Origin of the sequence: Streptomyces sp. NPDC006326 (assembly GCF_040612915.1) — a bacterium.
Lineage (GTDB): Bacteria > Actinomycetota > Actinomycetes > Streptomycetales > Streptomycetaceae > Streptomyces.
This window is the reverse complement of record NZ_JBEXRC010000007.1, coordinates 63,668-79,515: the sequence shown is the minus strand read 5'-3', so window position 1 is coordinate 79,515 and position 15,848 is coordinate 63,668. Positions and strand designations below refer to the sequence as shown.

General features: G+C 75.0%; 18 protein-coding genes. 10 read left to right on the top strand and 8 right to left on the bottom strand.

Features of this window, described 5'->3' with window-relative positions; translation table 11 throughout:
- Window positions 1–53: 53 nt before the first annotated feature.
- The gene (locus ABZ128_RS08030) at window positions 54–647 is read right to left on the bottom strand and encodes an NAD(P)H-dependent oxidoreductase (protein WP_356846946.1); all 594 of its coding nucleotides are present in this window, start codon (window positions 645–647) and stop codon (window positions 54–56) included.
- Window positions 648–755: 108 nt separating this feature from the next.
- On the opposite strand from ABZ128_RS08030, the gene ABZ128_RS08025 reads away from it, so the two are divergent.
- Window positions 756–1,229 carry a MarR family winged helix-turn-helix transcriptional regulator gene (locus tag ABZ128_RS08025; protein WP_356846801.1) on the top strand — a complete coding sequence of 158 codons (474 nt, stop codon included), beginning with the start codon at window positions 756–758 and terminating at the stop codon, window positions 1,227–1,229.
- Between the two features lies 1 nt (window position 1,230).
- Here ABZ128_RS08025 and ABZ128_RS08020 read toward each other — a convergent pair whose 3' ends face one another.
- The 4 genes from ABZ128_RS08020 to ABZ128_RS08005 are packed head-to-tail and all read right to left on the bottom strand — an operon-like array spanning window position 1,231 to window position 6,092.
- Window positions 1,231–2,565: an AAA domain-containing protein gene (locus tag ABZ128_RS08020; protein ID WP_356846800.1), complete on the bottom strand. Its 1,335-nt coding sequence runs from the start codon at window positions 2,563–2,565 to the stop codon at window positions 1,231–1,233.
- Window positions 2,562–4,145, bottom strand: a complete 1,584-nt coding sequence (locus ABZ128_RS08015; RefSeq protein ID WP_356846798.1) for a hypothetical protein — start codon at window positions 4,143–4,145, stop codon at window positions 2,562–2,564. Before ABZ128_RS08015 ends, ABZ128_RS08020 begins: the two co-directional genes overlap by 4 nt.
- Window positions 4,133–5,281: a hypothetical protein gene (locus tag ABZ128_RS08010; RefSeq protein ID WP_356846797.1), complete on the bottom strand. Its 1,149-nt coding sequence runs from the start codon at window positions 5,279–5,281 to the stop codon at window positions 4,133–4,135. The genes ABZ128_RS08015 and ABZ128_RS08010 overlap by 13 nt, the downstream gene beginning before the upstream one ends.
- Window positions 5,220–6,092, bottom strand: a complete 873-nt coding sequence (locus ABZ128_RS08005) for a phosphatase PAP2 family protein (protein ID WP_356846795.1) — start codon at window positions 6,090–6,092, stop codon at window positions 5,220–5,222. The genes ABZ128_RS08010 and ABZ128_RS08005 overlap by 62 nt, the downstream gene beginning before the upstream one ends.
- Before the next feature lie 123 nt (window positions 6,093–6,215).
- Here ABZ128_RS08005 and ABZ128_RS08000 point away from each other — a divergent pair, with 123 nt between their 5' ends.
- A complete protein-coding gene (locus ABZ128_RS08000; protein ID WP_356846793.1) occupies window positions 6,216–6,818 on the top strand; it encodes a histidine phosphatase family protein in 603 nt (200 codons plus the stop codon).
- 36 nt (window positions 6,819–6,854) lie between these two features.
- Here ABZ128_RS08000 and ABZ128_RS07995 read toward each other — a convergent pair whose 3' ends face one another.
- Window positions 6,855–8,147 carry a tetratricopeptide repeat protein gene (locus tag ABZ128_RS07995; RefSeq protein WP_356846792.1) on the bottom strand — a complete coding sequence of 431 codons (1,293 nt, stop codon included), beginning with the start codon at window positions 8,145–8,147 and terminating at the stop codon, window positions 6,855–6,857.
- A gap of 269 nt (window positions 8,148–8,416) precedes the next feature.
- On the opposite strand from ABZ128_RS07995, the gene ABZ128_RS07990 reads away from it, so the two are divergent.
- A complete protein-coding gene (locus tag ABZ128_RS07990) occupies window positions 8,417–8,857 on the top strand; it encodes a hypothetical protein (RefSeq protein WP_356846791.1) in 441 nt (146 codons plus the stop codon).
- A gap of 34 nt (window positions 8,858–8,891) precedes the next feature.
- Window positions 8,892–9,767: a fused MFS/spermidine synthase gene (locus ABZ128_RS07985; protein ID WP_356846790.1), complete on the top strand. Its 876-nt coding sequence runs from the start codon at window positions 8,892–8,894 to the stop codon at window positions 9,765–9,767.
- A gap of 16 nt (window positions 9,768–9,783) precedes the next feature.
- Here ABZ128_RS07985 and ABZ128_RS07980 read toward each other — a convergent pair whose 3' ends face one another.
- On the bottom strand, window positions 9,784–10,329 hold the full coding sequence (locus ABZ128_RS07980; protein WP_356846788.1) for a hypothetical protein: 546 nt from the start codon (window positions 10,327–10,329) through the stop codon (window positions 9,784–9,786).
- Between the two features lie 79 nt (window positions 10,330–10,408).
- On the opposite strand from ABZ128_RS07980, the gene ABZ128_RS07975 reads away from it, so the two are divergent.
- The 6 genes from ABZ128_RS07975 to ABZ128_RS07950 all read left to right on the top strand — a co-directional run bounded on the left by ABZ128_RS07975 (window position 10,409) and on the right by ABZ128_RS07950 (window position 14,506).
- Complete coding sequence (locus ABZ128_RS07975; protein WP_356846787.1) at window positions 10,409–11,098, top strand: response regulator transcription factor; 690 nt, start codon at window positions 10,409–10,411, stop codon at window positions 11,096–11,098.
- A gap of 10 nt (window positions 11,099–11,108) precedes the next feature.
- Window positions 11,109–12,491: a HAMP domain-containing sensor histidine kinase gene (locus tag ABZ128_RS07970; RefSeq protein WP_356846786.1), complete on the top strand. Its 1,383-nt coding sequence runs from the start codon at window positions 11,109–11,111 to the stop codon at window positions 12,489–12,491.
- A gap of 79 nt (window positions 12,492–12,570) precedes the next feature.
- Window positions 12,571–12,735 (top strand): DUF5993 family protein, encoded by a 165-nt coding sequence (locus ABZ128_RS07965; RefSeq protein WP_356846785.1) that lies wholly within the window; start codon window positions 12,571–12,573, stop codon window positions 12,733–12,735.
- An 11-nt stretch (window positions 12,736–12,746) separates the two neighbouring features.
- Window positions 12,747–13,388: a disulfide bond formation protein B gene (locus tag ABZ128_RS07960; RefSeq protein WP_356846784.1), complete on the top strand. Its 642-nt coding sequence runs from the start codon at window positions 12,747–12,749 to the stop codon at window positions 13,386–13,388.
- Window positions 13,389–13,449: 61 nt separating this feature from the next.
- Window positions 13,450–14,118: an NAD(P)-binding domain-containing protein gene (locus ABZ128_RS07955; RefSeq protein WP_356846782.1), complete on the top strand. Its 669-nt coding sequence runs from the start codon at window positions 13,450–13,452 to the stop codon at window positions 14,116–14,118.
- An 82-nt stretch (window positions 14,119–14,200) separates the two neighbouring features.
- Window positions 14,201–14,506 carry a hypothetical protein gene (locus tag ABZ128_RS07950; protein ID WP_356846781.1) on the top strand — a complete coding sequence of 102 codons (306 nt, stop codon included), beginning with the start codon at window positions 14,201–14,203 and terminating at the stop codon, window positions 14,504–14,506.
- Here the strand turns inward: ABZ128_RS07950 and ABZ128_RS07945 are convergent.
- Window positions 14,484–15,761 (bottom strand): MFS transporter, encoded by a 1,278-nt coding sequence (locus ABZ128_RS07945; RefSeq protein WP_356846780.1) that lies wholly within the window; start codon window positions 15,759–15,761, stop codon window positions 14,484–14,486. The two genes, ABZ128_RS07950 and ABZ128_RS07945, sit on opposite strands and share 23 nt — an antisense overlap.
- Window positions 15,762–15,848 lie beyond the last annotated feature (87 nt).

Here is a 15,848-nt window from a genome sequence, read left to right as displayed (position 1 = left end):
GGTTCCTTCCGGGCCACCCTCCATTGTCCAACGCCGTGCAAGAGGGCCTCGCCTCAGGCGGTGACCGCCGCCTTCGCCGCGACCTCGTCCAGGACGCCCGCCAGCTCCTGCGCCAGCCCCTCCGGCGCCCGGAACCCCCCGGCCGGGTCGCCCACGAGCTCGTTGATGCCGGGGATCGCCACCGACCGCTCGGCCGGCAGCATGCCGATCCGGGTGAGCACCGGCCGGAGCATCTCGGCGGCCGGCGCCCCGCCCGAGGGGCCGGCGCTGTAGCTGACCAGGCCCACCGGCTTGCCCTCCCACTCGCGGTAGAGGAAGTCGATGGCGTTCTTGAACGGGGCGGTGAAGCCGGCGTTGTACATCGGCAGGACGAAGAGGAAGGCGTCCGCGGCGTCGACCACCGCGCTCCAGTCGCGCGTGTGCTGGTGGGTGTAGATCCCGCTGGAGGCGTACTCCGGTTCGTCCAGGAACGGCAGCGCCAGCTCGCCGAGGTCCACCTCGGCGACCTCGAAGCCGCCCCGGGCGCGCGCCTGCCCGGCGACCCAGCCGGCGACGGGGCGGGCGGCGGAAGTGGGGCGGACGGAGGCGGAGACGATCAGCAGGCGGGTCGTCCCGGTCGCCGCGGGCGTGGTGGTCATGGCGGTCATGGGGGTCACAGCGAGCTCCTTTGTTGACGTGTCAGCCATCTAAGCGCGCCGCTAGGTGACATGTCAACCATGTAGGTGATGTGTCATCCACTCGGTTAGAGTGAGCGCATGACCGCACCCGGGCCCCGCTGGCTCACCTCCGCCGAACAGGACGCCTGGTACGCGTGGCGGCGGATGTTCCCCCTCGTCAACGCCGACATAGCCCGCGACCTCAATCAGGACAGCGGCCTCTCGGAAGCCGACTACGACGTCCTGTCGGTGCTCGGCTCCACCGACGGCCACCGCCTGCGCATCAGCACCCTCGCCGGACACATGCAGTGGTCCCGCAGCCGCCTCTCCCACCAGCTCACCCGCATGGAGCAGCGCGGCATCGTCCGCCGCGAGGAGGTCGCCACCGACGGCCGCGGCGCCGAGGTGGTCCTGACCGGGGCGGGGGTGGAGGCGATCACGACCGCGGCCCCCCTGCACGTGGAGTCCGTACGCCGCCACCTGATCGACCTGCTCACCCCGGAGCAGCTGCGCACCTTCGCCGAGGTGGGCGAGCTGCTCCGCGAGCGCAGGGGCATCCAGCGCAAGCGGTGACTCAGGGCCGCCAGGCCACCCGGTGCTCCGCCAGGTGCGCCAGCACCGAGTGGTTGGCCTCCCAGCCGTCGGGGAACTTCACCGTCACCCCCAACTGCACCGGTTCCGTGGACGGATGCTCGTCCAGCAGCTCCGCTATCCCGGCCCGCGCCACCACCACGCAGGCGTGCCGGTGCCGCGAGGCCAGCACGCACAGCCGGCCCGTCTCCAGGTGGAAGGCCGTCGCGTCCGGGCGCCCGGACAGCGGATGCAGCACCACCGTCAGGTCGTACTCCCGGCCCTGGAGCCGGTTCGCGGTGTCCACCGTGACCCCCCGGACCCCCAGCGAGGCGAGCGCCGCGCGCACCGCGGCCGCCTGGTCGCGGTGGGCGGTCCCGACCGCGATCCGGTCCGCCGTCAGCGCACCCGGGACCGCCGACTGCTCGTCTGTGGTCACCGCCCCGCGGTCCAGTGCCCGCCGCACCACCCGGGCCACTGCCTGGACCGCCTCCGGGTCCGTGCGCGGGGTGTGCCGGGCCGGCAGCTCCAGCAGGCCCCAGCCCGATTCGGCGGCCTCGTCCAGGACCCGGTCCGGGCCGCTCCCGTCCGAGGGCACCCCGAAGGCGAGCCGCCGCTCGCCCGGCCCGGTGCCGCTGCGGAACTGCGTGTACGGGTAGAAGGCGCGCGACACCAGCGGTGCGGCCGTCGCCGGGAGCCGCCAGGACACGGGCAGCCGGTGCTGCGGCAGCTGCGGATTGTGCGCCAGCAGGGTGGACACGGCCGAGGCCGAAGGGTCGTAGGACAGCCCGGCCCACTGCTCCGCGCCGACCACGCTGAAGGGGTCCAGCTGCCCCGGGTCCCCGACGAACAGCGCCCGCTCGAACAGGCCCGCCACGGCCAGCAGCGCATCGGAGCGCATCTGGTACGCCTCGTCGACGATGGCGTGCTCCCAGGGCTCGGCGTCCTTCACGTACGCCCACTTCGCCGCCGTCGAGATGGTCACCGGCAGCTCGGCGAGGTCCGCCGGCTTGGCCGAGAGCGTCACCGAGGGCAGGTCGCGCAGCGCCGGGTCGTACGCCTCGCCGTCGGCGCTGTGCAGGCGGCCGACCTTCAGCTCCGGGTCCTTGCCGGCGAGCCGCAGCACCAGGTCGTCGACCTGCGCGTTCGTCTGCGCCACCACCATCAGCCGGCGTCCCGCCGCGGCCAGCTCCCGGGCGGCCCGCACCACGAGCGTGGACTTCCCGGCACCCGGCGGGGAGTCGACGACCACGCCCCGCTCGGTCCCGTGCAGCGTGTCGCGCAGGATGGCGGCGGTCGCCTCGGCGGCGGCGGTGCCCGGATCGAATGCGGTGCTCACAGCAGGTCCTCGTCGGTCACGGCGTCGGGCAGCGGGGCGGCGGCCGGTCCGGATCCCGGCGGGCCGCCGTGCGTCCACGGGGTCCGCTCCGGCTCCGGAAGCCTCGGGCCGCCGCGGGCGTCGTGCTCGAACAGCGTCCAGCACACCCGGTCGCCCTTCTCCGGCACCGAGCCCGGCTCCGGCTCCCGGCCCCGGCCCATCTTGTCGAGCAGCCGCAGCACCAGCCGCCCGTCGTCCTCCCAGCGTACGAACTGCGCGCTCTGCGGGCGCCCGTCCAGCGAGCGGAACACCTTCGGGCCGCGGTCGCCGTGGTCCTCGGCGAGCTGCGGCCGGTCCTCCGTGGCCACCGTCACCAGGGGCCGGGGGCTCGGCCGCTTGGAGTCGGTCCACTCCATCAGCACCTCGGTGACCTCGCCCGCGAACGCCTCGCCCGCGAGGCGCCGGTCCGCCATCACCAGCGGGTCGTCCAGTGCCTCCTGCGCGTCGAGCCGGACCTGCTCGGTCTCCCGGGTGGCCAGCTTCTGGGCCGCGGTCACCGCGTCGTCGCGGCGCGGCTGCGGCGGCTCGCCCGCCCGGACCCGGTCCCGGTGGCCGGTGTAGGACCAGCGGTCGCGGGTCCAGCGCTCCTCGGCCCGCTCCCCGGCCGGCAGCGCGCGCAGCAGGTCCAGCGAGCGCCACACCGCGTCCCAGGTCGGCCGCATCTGCCGCTCCACCAGCGCCCGTACCCCCTCCTCGGCGCGCGCGAGCGCCCCGGCGTCGCGCGGGCCGTCGGCGCGCGCGGCGTCGTAGCGGGCCATCGCCGGGGCCAGCAGCTTGTTGTCGAAGGCGGGGTCGGTGGCCGGGCCGGCGGGCGGGACCAGCAGCAGGCCGTCCCGGTCGCGCTCCAGCTCGGCCCGCAGGGCGGCCTCCGCGCCCGTCTCCCCTTCCGGCGGGGCTATCCAGGCCAGCAGGGCGCCCAGGTGCTGGTCCTCCAGGTTGCTCTGGCCGGTCGCCCAGTGCCGGCCCAGCAGGTCCGTCGCCGCCAGCAGCATCGAGGCCCCTGGGACCCGGGCCCGCTCCCCGAGGTGGGTGAGCCAGCGCCCCAGCAGCGGCACCCGGGCCGGTGCCGGATACGGATTCTCCGGATCCTCCTCCGCCGTCCGGCGGAACCGCATCGACCGCCCCAGCAGCCGTACGTACTCGATGCCCGCCCGGCTCGGCACGATCAGCTGCGGGGCGTCCAGGCACAGCTCGGCCGCCACCTTGCTCCGCGCGCCGGTCTCCGGGTCGGTCTCCGTCCGCTCCACGTACTCGACCTCGTCCGCGTACGCCTCCACGTACGGCAGCACCAGGTCGGCCAGGTCGGCCAGGAACGCCCAGCGCAGGTCCCGGTCGCGCGGCTGCGGGACCACCAGCAGCCGCGGCTCGGCCGGATCGGTGCCGACCAGGGCGCCCAGCGGAGCGCCGGTCTCGCCGGCCGTGGTCAGCGGTACGAAGACCAGCGGGCGCTCGCTCAGGTGCCGGTGCCGTACGGTCGCGAGCGGCCGGGCCCGGCCCGCCCGGACGGCCTCCAGCCGGGCGAGGGTGCTCAGCAGCGACATGCGCTCGACTCCAGGGCCTCGGCGCGCAGCCGGGCCGCCCGCCGGAGCGCGACCGCGGTCGGGTCCTCGGGGGAGCCGGCCCCGGCGGCGGCCGCGAGGGCCTCCCCGACGGTGGTGAGGGCGCCCAGCTCCCCCCGCACGGAGCGGCCGAGCGCGCCCGCCTCGTCGGCGGCGCGGGCCCGCTCACGGCAGTGGAAGGCCAGCTCGCAGGCGGCCAGGCACTCGGGGGCGTAGGCGGCGGGGACGGCCGCGACCGCCTCGGCCAGCTCCCCCGCGGGCCGTGCCGGGTCGAAGCCGAGCCCCGCGGGCAGGGCCGCGGCCAGCTCCTCCACGCCGGTCAGCCGGTGCAGCTGGCGCCGGGTGACCGCGCGCTCCCGGCGGATGTCCACGGGGGCGGCGGCGGGCTGGTTCGAGAAGTCCTTGGGGCAGACGAGCAGGACGGTGTGCCCGACCTCGGCGCCCGGGACCTTCGCGGCGGTCTTCTCCAGGGCCAGGACGTACACGGCGGCCTGCCGGGCGGCGGCGCCGACCTTCGCCGGGTCGGCCGCGCCGTCGAGCAGCGGGAACGACTTGATCTCCACGACGGTCCAGCGGCCGTCGGGATGCACCACGACGGCGTCGGGCTCCAGGTAGGCGGGGGTGCCCGCGACCTCCAGGGCCAGCATCGGATGGTCCAGCAGGGTCCAGGCCCCCGCGGCCGTGGCCTCGCGCAGCGCGAGGGCGGTCCGTGCGGCGCGGCCCTCGGGCCCGGCGGCGGTGAGGTCCGGGACCGGCGCGCCCGGACCGGGCGGCTCGGCGGCCCCTGGGCCCGCGCCCGCGCCCAGGTGCTCCTGGACCAGCCGCAGCAGCTCGGCTCCCCCGTCGCCCTTGACCTTCGCCTCGAAGGAGTTCCCGCGGACGATGGCGAACTGCGACTGGCCGAAGGCGGCGGGGGAGCCGAGTGCCGAGGCCAGTGCGTTCTTGTCGACACCGGCGCCGTCCAGGAGGGCGCGTCTGCGGCAGCCGGGGTTGGCGGCGAGCGCCGCGATCGCACGCGCGTCGAGCGGACGGGGCGGCACGGCGGGGCCGCGCAGGTCAGCGAGCCGCTGCCGCAGAGTCGTCGTCGGAGGCGGGCCGCTGGGCGGGTAGGAGCTCACGGGCGGAAGTGTCCCATCCGCCACTGACAATCGTGGTCTTCCTGCGGAAACCGGCGGAACCGGCGGCTGATCCGGCGGGTTGGGCGGCCGCGGCGCCGGCGGGCAGGAGGCGCGCGAGGGCGTACCCGAGACCCATGACGGCGGCCCCCGCGACCGCGTCGAGGAAGTAGTGGTTCGCCGTGCCCATCACCACGAGCGTCGTGAGGGCGGGGTAGGCGATGCCGAGCGCCCGCAGCAGCGGGTGGCGCCCGTACCGCCACAGCAGGATCCCGCACCACAGGGCCCATCCGACGTGCAGGCTCGGCATGGCCGCGTACTGGTTGGTGAGCCCGCCGAGCCCGCGCGGGGCACTGGCCTCGGCGCCCCACCAGCCGTACGGGCTGTACTGGGCCATGGTGTCGGTGAACCCGTACGCCGCGTCGAGCAGCCGGGGCGGGCAGGTGGGCACCAGCGAGAACCCGACGAGCCCGAGGAGGGTGGAGGCCACCAGCCAGGTGCGGGCCGCCCGGTAGTGCCGGGGGCGGCGCAGGTAGAGCCAGACCAGCACGGCCGGGGTGACGAGGTAGTGCAGGGAGGCGTAGACGAAGTCGGCGGGTATGCCGAGCGGCCCGTTGTCCGAGAACAGCCGGTTGAGGGGGCGTTCGAAGTCGATGTGGAGCAACTCCTCGGCCCGCAGGATGGCCAGTCCGTGGCCGACGGCGAGGTCGACGTCGCCGCGGGCGAGGAGTCTGCCGCCGGAGTACGCGCCGTAGACGAGTCCCAGGAGCAGCAGTTCGGCCCACCATCGGGTGGGGTTCTGCCGGTTGGTCATACGGCGTAAGACGGTTGTTCGACCGGATGGGTTGCCTCCGTCGTGCGGCGTTCATCTGATGGATGATGGTCGGACGATGTCATGAGATGAATCGGCACGAACTGCTCAGAACCGGAGAAACGCATGGCCCCCCGCATCCTGCTGGCCCGCCACGGCCAGACGGCGTGGTCCCGCCTCGGCAAGCACACCGGGCGGACCGACGTGCCCATGCTGGAGGAGGGCAGGCGGGGCGCGAAGCTGCTCGGCGAGCGGCTCGCCCGCGACCCGTGGCGGGGGCTGCCGGGTGTGGAGGTCCGCACCAGCCCGCTGGCCCGCGCGAGCGAGAGCTGCAACCTGGCCGGCTTCGGCGTCCGGGCGGAGCCGTGGGACGCGCTGATGGAGTGGGACTACGGCGAGTACGAGGGCATGACCCCGGCCGAGATCCAGGCGGTCCGCCCCGGCTGGCTGATCTGGCGCGACGGCGTGCCGGGCGGGGAGTCCGTCGCCGACATCGCCGCCCGCGCGGACGAGGTCGTCGCCTGGGCCCGCGCGGCGGAGCGCGACGTGCTCGTCTTCGCGCACGGCCACATCCTGCGCACCCTGGCCGCGCGCTGGCTCGGCCTGGAGGCCTCCTTCGGCGCCCGCATCCGCCTCGACCCGACGTCCCTGTCGGTGCTGGGCTGGGCGTACGGAGCCCCGGCCCTGGAACGCTGGAACGACACGGGCCACCTGGACCTGGACGGGTAACCCGCCGCGGCCCCGCCGTCGTGCGGGCCCCGCCGGTCAGACCGAGGCGTGGCGGGTGAGGAAGGTGGCCACGCGGGGGCTGCGCTGGTGGGGGACCAGGGTGCGGGCCGTTTCCGACAGCATCGAGCGGATCCGCGTCGACTGGACCTCGGTGAGCAGGTCCATGACCCGGCCGCCGGCCCAGGCCGCCTCGTCGGGGGCGCCCGCGCGGGCCAGGTTGTCCGCGAGCTCGGCGGTGTAGAGGGCCACGTTGCGGGCGAAGTGGGGATCCTGGAGGTCGGCGGCGCGGCGGGCGTGCCGGGCCGCGCGGGCATGCTCGCCGAGGGCCGCCCAGCACCGCGCCTCCAGCGATTCCAGCTCGGCCTCGCCGAAGAAGGACATCCACTCCGGGTCGGCGGCCGACGGGCCCCGGGAGAAGTCCGTGTGCGCGCGGGTCAGCGCCTCCTCGCAGGCCTTGCGGTCGCCGAGCCCGGCCCAGCCGCCGGCCTCCCGCAGGGCCAGCAGGGACAGCAGCCGCGGGGAACCGAGGGAGCGGGCGGCGCGGCGGCCCGCCTGGGCCGCCCGTACCGACTCGCGCGGGCGCCCGCAGTCCCGGGCCAGGAACGCCATGTTGCTGAAGGCGTGCGCCTCCAGACCCGCGTTCCCCGAGACCCGGGCCGTGGCCAGCGCCTCCGCGTAGTGGGAGCGGGCGTCGTCGAAACGGCCGGAGTCGTGGGCCAGCCAGCCGACGGAGATGGCCAGTTCGCCCGCGCCCGCGTGCAACCGGTCCTCGGTGGACTGCCGCGAGGTGCCCGCGTCGAGCAAGGCGTAGGCCGTGCGCAGGGGTTCGGCCGCCCTGCGGTAGAGGGCGTCGGCCCCGTGCCGGTCGTCCAGCAGCCGGATCCGGCGTACGGCGTCCTCGACGGCGGCGGCCTCGGCCTCGCCGGCTCGGGAGGGCGCCCGGCGGGTGTCGCCGGGCAGGGTGAGGCCGAGCGTCGCGGCCGCCACGGTCGCGGAGCCGCCCGCCATGAACGCGCGACGCAGCACGTCGCTCTCCTTGGGTGGGGTGGAGTGGCGCTGCGCGGAGCGGCCCCGGACCGCCTCGCGCGGGGAGAATCCCAGGTCGGCCAGGGTCCGGCCGGGGAACATGTGGCTGAAGACCCGCTCGTACGCGTAATTGGGACAGCGGATCTCGCCGGACTCGACCCGGCCGATGTAGCGGGCGTCGCAGGAAACCGTTTCTCCGATCTCCTTCGCCGCCCGGCGCACCAGGGCCGCGAACTCGGCCGGGGACTGCTGGCCGCGCAGCCGCCGGAACGTCTGGTTGGGTGAGTGGGGGAACGCCGCCATGGACGTGGCCTCTCTGGCAAGGGACGCACCGCCGGTCCTGTGACGACCTGGGTCCGGCGCGCATGAACGTACCGCCAGAGCAGGCCCCTTGAGGCGGTGTTTGCCTACAAAACGGATATCTCACCCACGATCCGCCATGAACTGCCATCCTTTGCAGCGTCTTGGCGCCGCACCCGTTGACGTTCCCGTGCGTTGAACGGATGGGGGCGGGAGGCGACTCCCGCCCTGTCCGTACGTGGATGAAGGAGGTCCCGATGGCGGAGGGCGGCATGGAGAGCACTGGAACGAACACCGCGCCCGCACCGGGCGCGCCCCCTGTCCCGGTCCTCCCGGTGGTGGCCGCCGACGCACCGGACCTGGTGACCGTGCCCGCCCGACAGGGGCTGGAGGCCGTGGACATCATCCGCCGCGCCGCGGGTCAGGCGGCGAGCCCGGCCGGCGGGGTCGGCCCGGTCCTGCACGACGGCTCCGGCGGCACGCTCGGCTTCCTCGTCCCGCCCGGCACCGCCGACGCCTGGGACCTGCCGGGCAGTGCGTGTACGCAGACCAACGGGCGCGGCATGCGCTTCGGGGACGTCTCGCCCTCCGCGGGCGCCACCGGCTGGCTGCTCCCGCCCGAGGCCGTCGGGCCGGTCACCGACCCGGAGGTGCTGCGCGCCGCGCTCGGCGAGGCGGCCCGCCTGATCGAGGCCGCGGACAACTGCCGCTGACGGCCGCACGCCCCCGGCCGGGGACAATGGGGTGGTGGCAGGCAAGGGAAAAGGCAAGCAGCAGCAGCGGCGGGGCGCCGCCGAGCCGGTCGTCGGACAGGTGGACGGCGGCCGGGCCGAACTGCTCCCCGACCGTGAACGGGCCGACGCCTGGACCCTGCTGATCGACGGGGCCCCGCAGTCGCACGTGGACCTGGCCGATCCCGGCCACCTGGACTTCGCCTACCAGCGGCGGATCGGGCACCTGATCGACCTCGTCGCGCCCGCCCGGCAGCCGCTGAACGTGGTGCACCTCGGCGGTGGCGCCTTCACCCTCGCCCGCTACACGGCCGCCTCCCGCCCCCGCTCCACCCAGCAGGTGGTGGAGATCGACGCCGCCCTGGTGGCCTTCGTACGGGAGCACCTGCCGCTGGACCAGCAGGCACGGGTCCGGGTCCGGGCGGTGGACGCGCGGGCCGGCCTGGCCAAGGTGCCGGACGGCTGGGCGGACCTGGTGATCGCGGACGTGTTCAGCGGGGCGCGCACCCCCGCTCACCTGACCAGTGCCGAGTTCCTGGACGACGTACGCCGGGCCCTCGCGCCCGGCGGGTGGTACGTGGCCAACCTTGCGGACGGCCCGCCGCTGGCGCACCTGCGCGGCCAGATCGCCACGGCCGCCTCCCGCTTCGCGCACCTGGCGCTGGCCGCCGACCCGGTGGTGTGGCGGGGGAAACGCTTCGGCAACGCCGTGCTGGTGGCCGCGGACCGGGAGCTGCCGGTGGCCGAGTTCACCCGCCGGGTGGCGAGCGACCCGCATCCCGGCCGGGTCGAGCACGGCCGGGCGCTGGCCGATTTCACGGGCGGCGCGGCGGCGGTCGCGGACGCCTCGGCGGTGGCCTCGCCGGAGCCCCCGCCCTCGGTGTTCCGCTAGATACCGCCGCAGCGGCTCAGGGGTCGACGATCTCCACCGTCGGCGGGTGGTCGTGCCAGGTGCAGAACACCGACACCTCCCGGTCGTCGAGGGTGAAGGTGACCCGGATCCAGAAGTCCTGCTTCCACACCTGCATGCGCCAGCCCGCCGCCGGCGTCGCCGAGACCAGCTCGGCCGAGGAGGTCCCGAGGTCGAAGACGACCCGGCCGCCGGAGACCGTATAGCCCTTGACCTGGCCCGGGTTCCCCCCGGTGGACTGTCCGGCCGGGCGGGTGGCCGGCGCGGGTGCCTTCGGCGCGGGCCTGGCGGGGGAGGGTTCCGCCGACGGCGGCGCCGAGGGGGAGGGGGCCGGGCTCTCGGACGGCGACGCGGAGGGGGACGGCGCGTCCGGCGGGGACGTGCGCTGCGTGGAGGAGGACAGCGGCTGCGTGGCCAGCGGCACCGCCAGCGGGGGATCGTAGGCGGTCCCGGACATGACGGTGTGCACGCCCCACCAGGACAGCGTCACCGCCGCCCCGGTCGCCAGCGTCCAGGCGAAAGCATGTACAAGTCCTCGGTGCATCAGCGCACATACTGCACCACGCGTCCCAGGGACCGGCCGACACCCCGTCCGGTCCCCCGCATGGACTACGGTGCGGGCCATGGCAAGTGTGCTCGTGGTCGAGGACGACCAGTTCGTACGATCCGCCCTGATCCGGCACCTCACCGACGCCTCGCACGCCGTGCGCAGCGTCGGCACGGCGCTGGAGGCGCTGCGCGAGGTCGCGCACCACCGGTTCGACGTGGTCATCCTGGACCTCGGGCTGCCCGACCTGGACGGGTCGGAGGCGCTGAAGATGCTGCGCGGCATCACCGACGTGCCCGTGATCATCGCCACCGCCCGCGACGACGAGGCCGAGATCGTCCGGCTGCTCAACGACGGCGCCGACGACTACCTCACCAAGCCGTTCTCCGTGGAGCACCTCTCCGCCCGGATGGCCGCCGTCCTGCGCCGGGCCCGCTCCGCCGCCGGGGCCGAGCCGCCCTCGCGGGTGCTGCGCGTGGGCGGCCTGGCCATCGACCCGCTGCGCCGCCAGGCCGAGCTGGACGGGGCCGTGCTGGACCTGACCCGGCGGGAGTTCGACCTGCTGGCCTTCCTCGCCGGGCGGCCCGGGGTGGTCGTCGCGCGGCGCGAGCTGCTGGCCGAGGTGTGGCAGCAGTCGTACGGGGACGACCAGACCATCGACGTGCACCTGTCCTGGCTGCGCCGCAAGCTCGGCGAGACCGCCGCCAACCCGCGCTACCTGCACACGCTGCGGGGGGTCGGGGTCAAGCTGGAGCCGCCCCGGTGAGGAGAGCGCAGTGAGATGGGCCCTGGTCAAGGTCTGCCTCGCGGTCACCGCCATGGTGGTCGTGGCCTTCGCCGTACCGCTCGGGCTGGTCGTCCAGGAGATGGCCAGCGACCGGGCCTTCTCCAACGCCGAGCGGCAGGCCGCCACCATCGGGCCGACCCTGTCCATCACCACCGACCCCGTGCAGCTGCGCAAGGCCGTGGAATCCACGCAGATGGGCGCCGCCCAGCGGATGGCCGTCCACGTGCCCCCGATGGACGGCAAGGTGGCGGTGGAGATCGGTGCGGGCTGGGCCGGACCGCACGCCGTGGAGGAGACCCGGCGGATCGGGCGGGCCATGACGGTCTCGGTCGCGGGCGGCGGTTCGGCGCTGCTCCAGCCGACCGCCCTCGGCTCCGGGGACATCGCGGTGGTGGAGATCTTCGTACCGGAGAGCGAGGTCAGCAACGGCGTCGCGACCGCCTGGGTGATCCTCGCGGCCGTCGGCCTCGCCCTGATCGTGGGCTCGGTGGCGGTCGCCGACCGGCTCGGGGCCCGGCTGGTGCGGCCCGCCGAGCGGCTCGCGGACGCCGCCCACCAGCTCGGCGAGGGCCGGCTCGGGGCGCGGGTGCCGGAGGCCGGTCCGAAGGAACTGCGCTCGGCGGCCGTCGCGTTCAACTCGATGGCGGACCAGGTGGTGGAACTCCTGGCCAATGAGCGGGAGCTGGCCGCCGACCTCTCGCACCGGCTGCGGACGCCGCTGACGGTGCTGCGGCTCAACGCGGCCTCCCTCGGGGAGGGACCGGCCGCCGAGCAGACGCGGGCGGCGGTGGAGCAGCTGGAACGGGAGGTCGACACGATCATCCGTACGGCCCGGGAACAGCGCCCCGCCGCCCAGGGCGCCACCGGCGCCGGCTGCGACGCCTCGGAGGTGATCCGCGACCGCATGGCCTTCTGGTCGGCGCTGGCGGAGGACGAGGGCCGCGAGGTCCGGCTCGCCGGGGTGGACCGCACGGTACGGATCCCCGTGGCCCGGCCGGAACTGGCCGCCGCCCTCGACGCCCTGCTCGGCAACGTCTTCCGGCACACCCCCGAGGGCACCCGCTTCGCGGTGGACGTCCACGACGCCGGCGACGCGGTCATCGTGCTCGTCTCGGACGGGGGCCCGGGCATCGCCGACCCGGACGCGGCCCTGCGCCGGGGCAACGACGGCGCCCGCGACGGCTCGACGGGCCTCGGCCTGGACATCGTGCGCCGGGTCGCGGAATCGACCGGCGGCGACGTGCGGATCGGCCGGTCGGTGCTCGGCGGCACCGAGGTCAGGCTCTGGATCGCCCTCGACGACCGGTCCCGGGGCGGGGCGGGCGCCGCCCGCAGCCGACGGGGTCCCCGGCGCCGGCGGCGCAGCGGCTGACCGGGCAACCGACGTAACCCGTGCAGGCGGGGGGCGCGCCTCGGCGGGCGCGCGGCCGTGCGTCGATACGGTCCGCGGCATGGACACCCTCATCTTCGGCGGGCTCCTCGCCACACTGATCGCCCTGTACCGGGAGTCGTCCCGGACCGTCGTGCTCGCCGCCTGGTGGATCCTGCTCTTCTCCGTGCTCCTGCTGACGGCGCACCACATCACCGGCAGCCTCGCCCTGACCCTGAGCTACTGACCATGGCCGTGATGCACAGCATCGTTCCGGAGACCCCGCTGGAGGGCGGGCTGCTGGGACGGGTCCAGTTCTGGTTCGCCTGCGTCTTTTCCATCGGCTGGACGGGCGTCGTCTGCGGCGGGCTGCTCTACCAGTTCGGCCTGGGGGAGCACCCCTGCCCGCTCTGCCTCGTGCAGCGGATGTGCATGCTGCTGGCGGCGACGGGCGCCGCGTACATCGTGCGGACGGCGCTCTCCCACGGGGCGTTGACGGGCCGCGACTACATGACCGGCTGGGGCCTGGCCCTGGTCGCGCTGGTCGCGGGCTCGTTCGCCTCGTGGCGGCAGACGATGCTGCACGTCCTGCCCGGGAGCAAGGGGTACGGCAGCGAGGTGCTCGGGCTCCACCTGTACGTATGGGCGTGGATCCTCTTCCAGGTGTCGGCGGTGGCGATCGGCGTGGTGCTCGCCTTCGCCCACACGACGGCGGACCGGGCCGTTCCGGCGACCGGGCCGGGGTGGTACCGGACCGTGGGCCTGTTCGCCCTGTGGTTCCTGGGACTGGTGATCGCCGTGAACCTGGTGGCCGTCTTCCTGGAGGAAGGGCTGCACTGGTTCCTTCCGGACGATCCCGGCCGGTACCAGTTCTTCCACGACATCGGAGTCCTCGACTAGGCATACCGTACGGGGTGGTTGGTTGTGGTTGGTCCTTCCCCTCGATCCGAATGGAATGGTCATGCGCTACGCAGTCCTCGGCACCGGCATCGTCGGCCGTACGGTGGCGGCCCGCCTCGTCTCCCTGGGCCACGAGGTGGTCATCGGCACCCGGGACCCCGGGGCCACCCGTGCCCGGCCCGACTTCGCCGAATGGCAGCGGGCCCACCCGCAGGCCGTCCTCGCGGCCTTCCCGGACGCCGCACGGCAGGGCGACTGCCTGGTCAACGCGACGGCCGGACAGGCGAGCATCGCGGCCCTGACGGAGGCGGACGCCGCGCACCTCGACGGCAAGATCCTCATCGACATCGCGAACCCGCTGGACTTCTCGCACGGCTTCCCTCCCACCCTGGACCCGGTGGACCGGGACAGCCTGGGCGAGCTCATCCAGCGCACCTTCCCCGGCCTGCGGGTGGTCAAGACGCTGAACACCATGAACTGCCAGGTCATGGTCGACCCGTCCCGGGTGGCCGGCGAGCACCACGTGTTCCTGTCGGGCGAGGACGCCGAGGCCAAGAAGGAGGTGCGCGAGCTGCTGCACTCCTTCGGCTGGCCGGAGGCGGCCGTCCTCGACCTCGGCGGGATCGAGACGGCCCGCGGGACCGAGATGGTGCTGCCGATCTGGCTCCGTCTGATGGGCACCCTCGGGCACACCGACTTCAACTTCCACATCCAGGGCGCCATCCGGTAGGACGGCCCTGCCCGGACGGGGGCGCAAATGTTGCCGCGCCCCCGTACCGCCCCGAGGGTGGGCGTGACGGAAGGAGCCGCGCATGAAGGTCATGCTCAGGGCGCACATGGACACGGCCGCCAGCAACGACGGGATCTCGACCGGGGCCCTGCCCCAGGCGATGAAGAGGCTGCTGGACGCGGTCAAACCCGAAGCGGCCTACTTCGGGCTCCACGAGGGCGTGCGCTCCTGCTGGGTCGTCTTCGACCTGCAGGACAGCTCGCAGATGCCGTCGCTGACCTGGGAGCTGTTCCAGCAGTTCAACGCCGAGGTCGAGGTCGCCCCGGTCATGAACGCCGAAGAACTGGCGAAGGGACTGGCGGCGATCAAGCCGTCGTCGGGGTCGTAGGCACCGTCGCCGCCGCGGTCGTCCGCGCCGCCGCCCGCGCGAGCAGCGCGGAAGCGGCCGCCGCCGTGCACGCCACGGCGAAGGCCGCCCGGTACCCGTACGCCTGCGCCAGCGGACCGGCGGCTGCCGCGGCCAGGGCCTGACCGACGATCAGGCCGCTGCCCGCCACGGTCATGGCCTCGCCCATCCGCTGCGCCGGGACCGCCCGCTCGACGAGCCCGAACAGCGCGATCAGGTGCGGGGCCACGGCCAGCCCGATCCCGGCGACGGCGAAGGCCGCGCCGGGCAGCCCGGACACCGCCAGGAGCGGCAGCGTGAGCAGGGCCTGCACGGCGATGGTCCGGCGCAGCCGTACGGTCAGGTCCGCGGAGCCCGGACGGGCCACCGTCACGAAGCCGGCGATCGAGCTGGTCACCGCCATCGCCGCCCAGACCAGACCGGCCGCGCCCGGCTCGCCGAGCGCCTGCGCAAGGGCGTTCACCCCGGTGTTCGCCCCGCTCCAGGCCGCTCCCTGCAGGACGGCCAGCGCACACAGCAGGACCAGCCCCGGCGACCACAGCCGTACGCCGGCCCGCGCCGCTGCATCCGAGGCCCGGGCGGGGCCCGGCGCGGTCGGGTGGAGGGCGAACAGGGTTCCGAAGACCAGGATCAGCGCCGCGGCGAGCACGAGCCCGGCCGCCGGGTGCACGGTCACGGCCAGGACCCCGGCGAGCGCGGGCCCCACCATGAACCCGACCTCGTCCAGGGTGGTGTCGAAGGACAGGGCCGCTCCGAGGAGGGCCTCGTCCCCGCCCGCCAGCCGCGCCCAGCGGGCCCGGGCCAGCGGCCCGACCTGCGGGACGGTGAGCCCGGCGGCGACGGCGAGCGCCATCCGTACGGGCAGCGGCAGCCCGGCGAGGACGGCGGCGACGAGCACGGCCAGGACGGCTGCGTTGGCGGCGCAGGCGGCGAGCAGGACGGGCCGGTGGCCGCGCCGGTCGGCGAGCCGGCCGATGACCGGACCGCCGAGCGCCTGGCCCAGCCAGAGCGCGGCGGCGACGGCACCGGCGTCGCCGATGCCGTCGCGTTCGTTGATGAGCAGGAGCGTTCCGATCGGGCACAGGGCGGCGGGCAGCCGCGCGAGGAACGCGTGGACGGGCAGGGCGCGGCCGCCGAGTGCGAACACTCCGCGGAAGCCGCCGGGCGCGGCACCGGCCGACCCGGCCGACCCGGGGGACGCGGGCGGTACGGGCGATGCGGACGACACGGGTTTCACGGACAGCCTCCATCCGCACGCCGACCCTCCCGTTTCTCCGGCGCGCACCGTTGCCCGTGGACCGGGACCGTACCCGGGGAACGACTG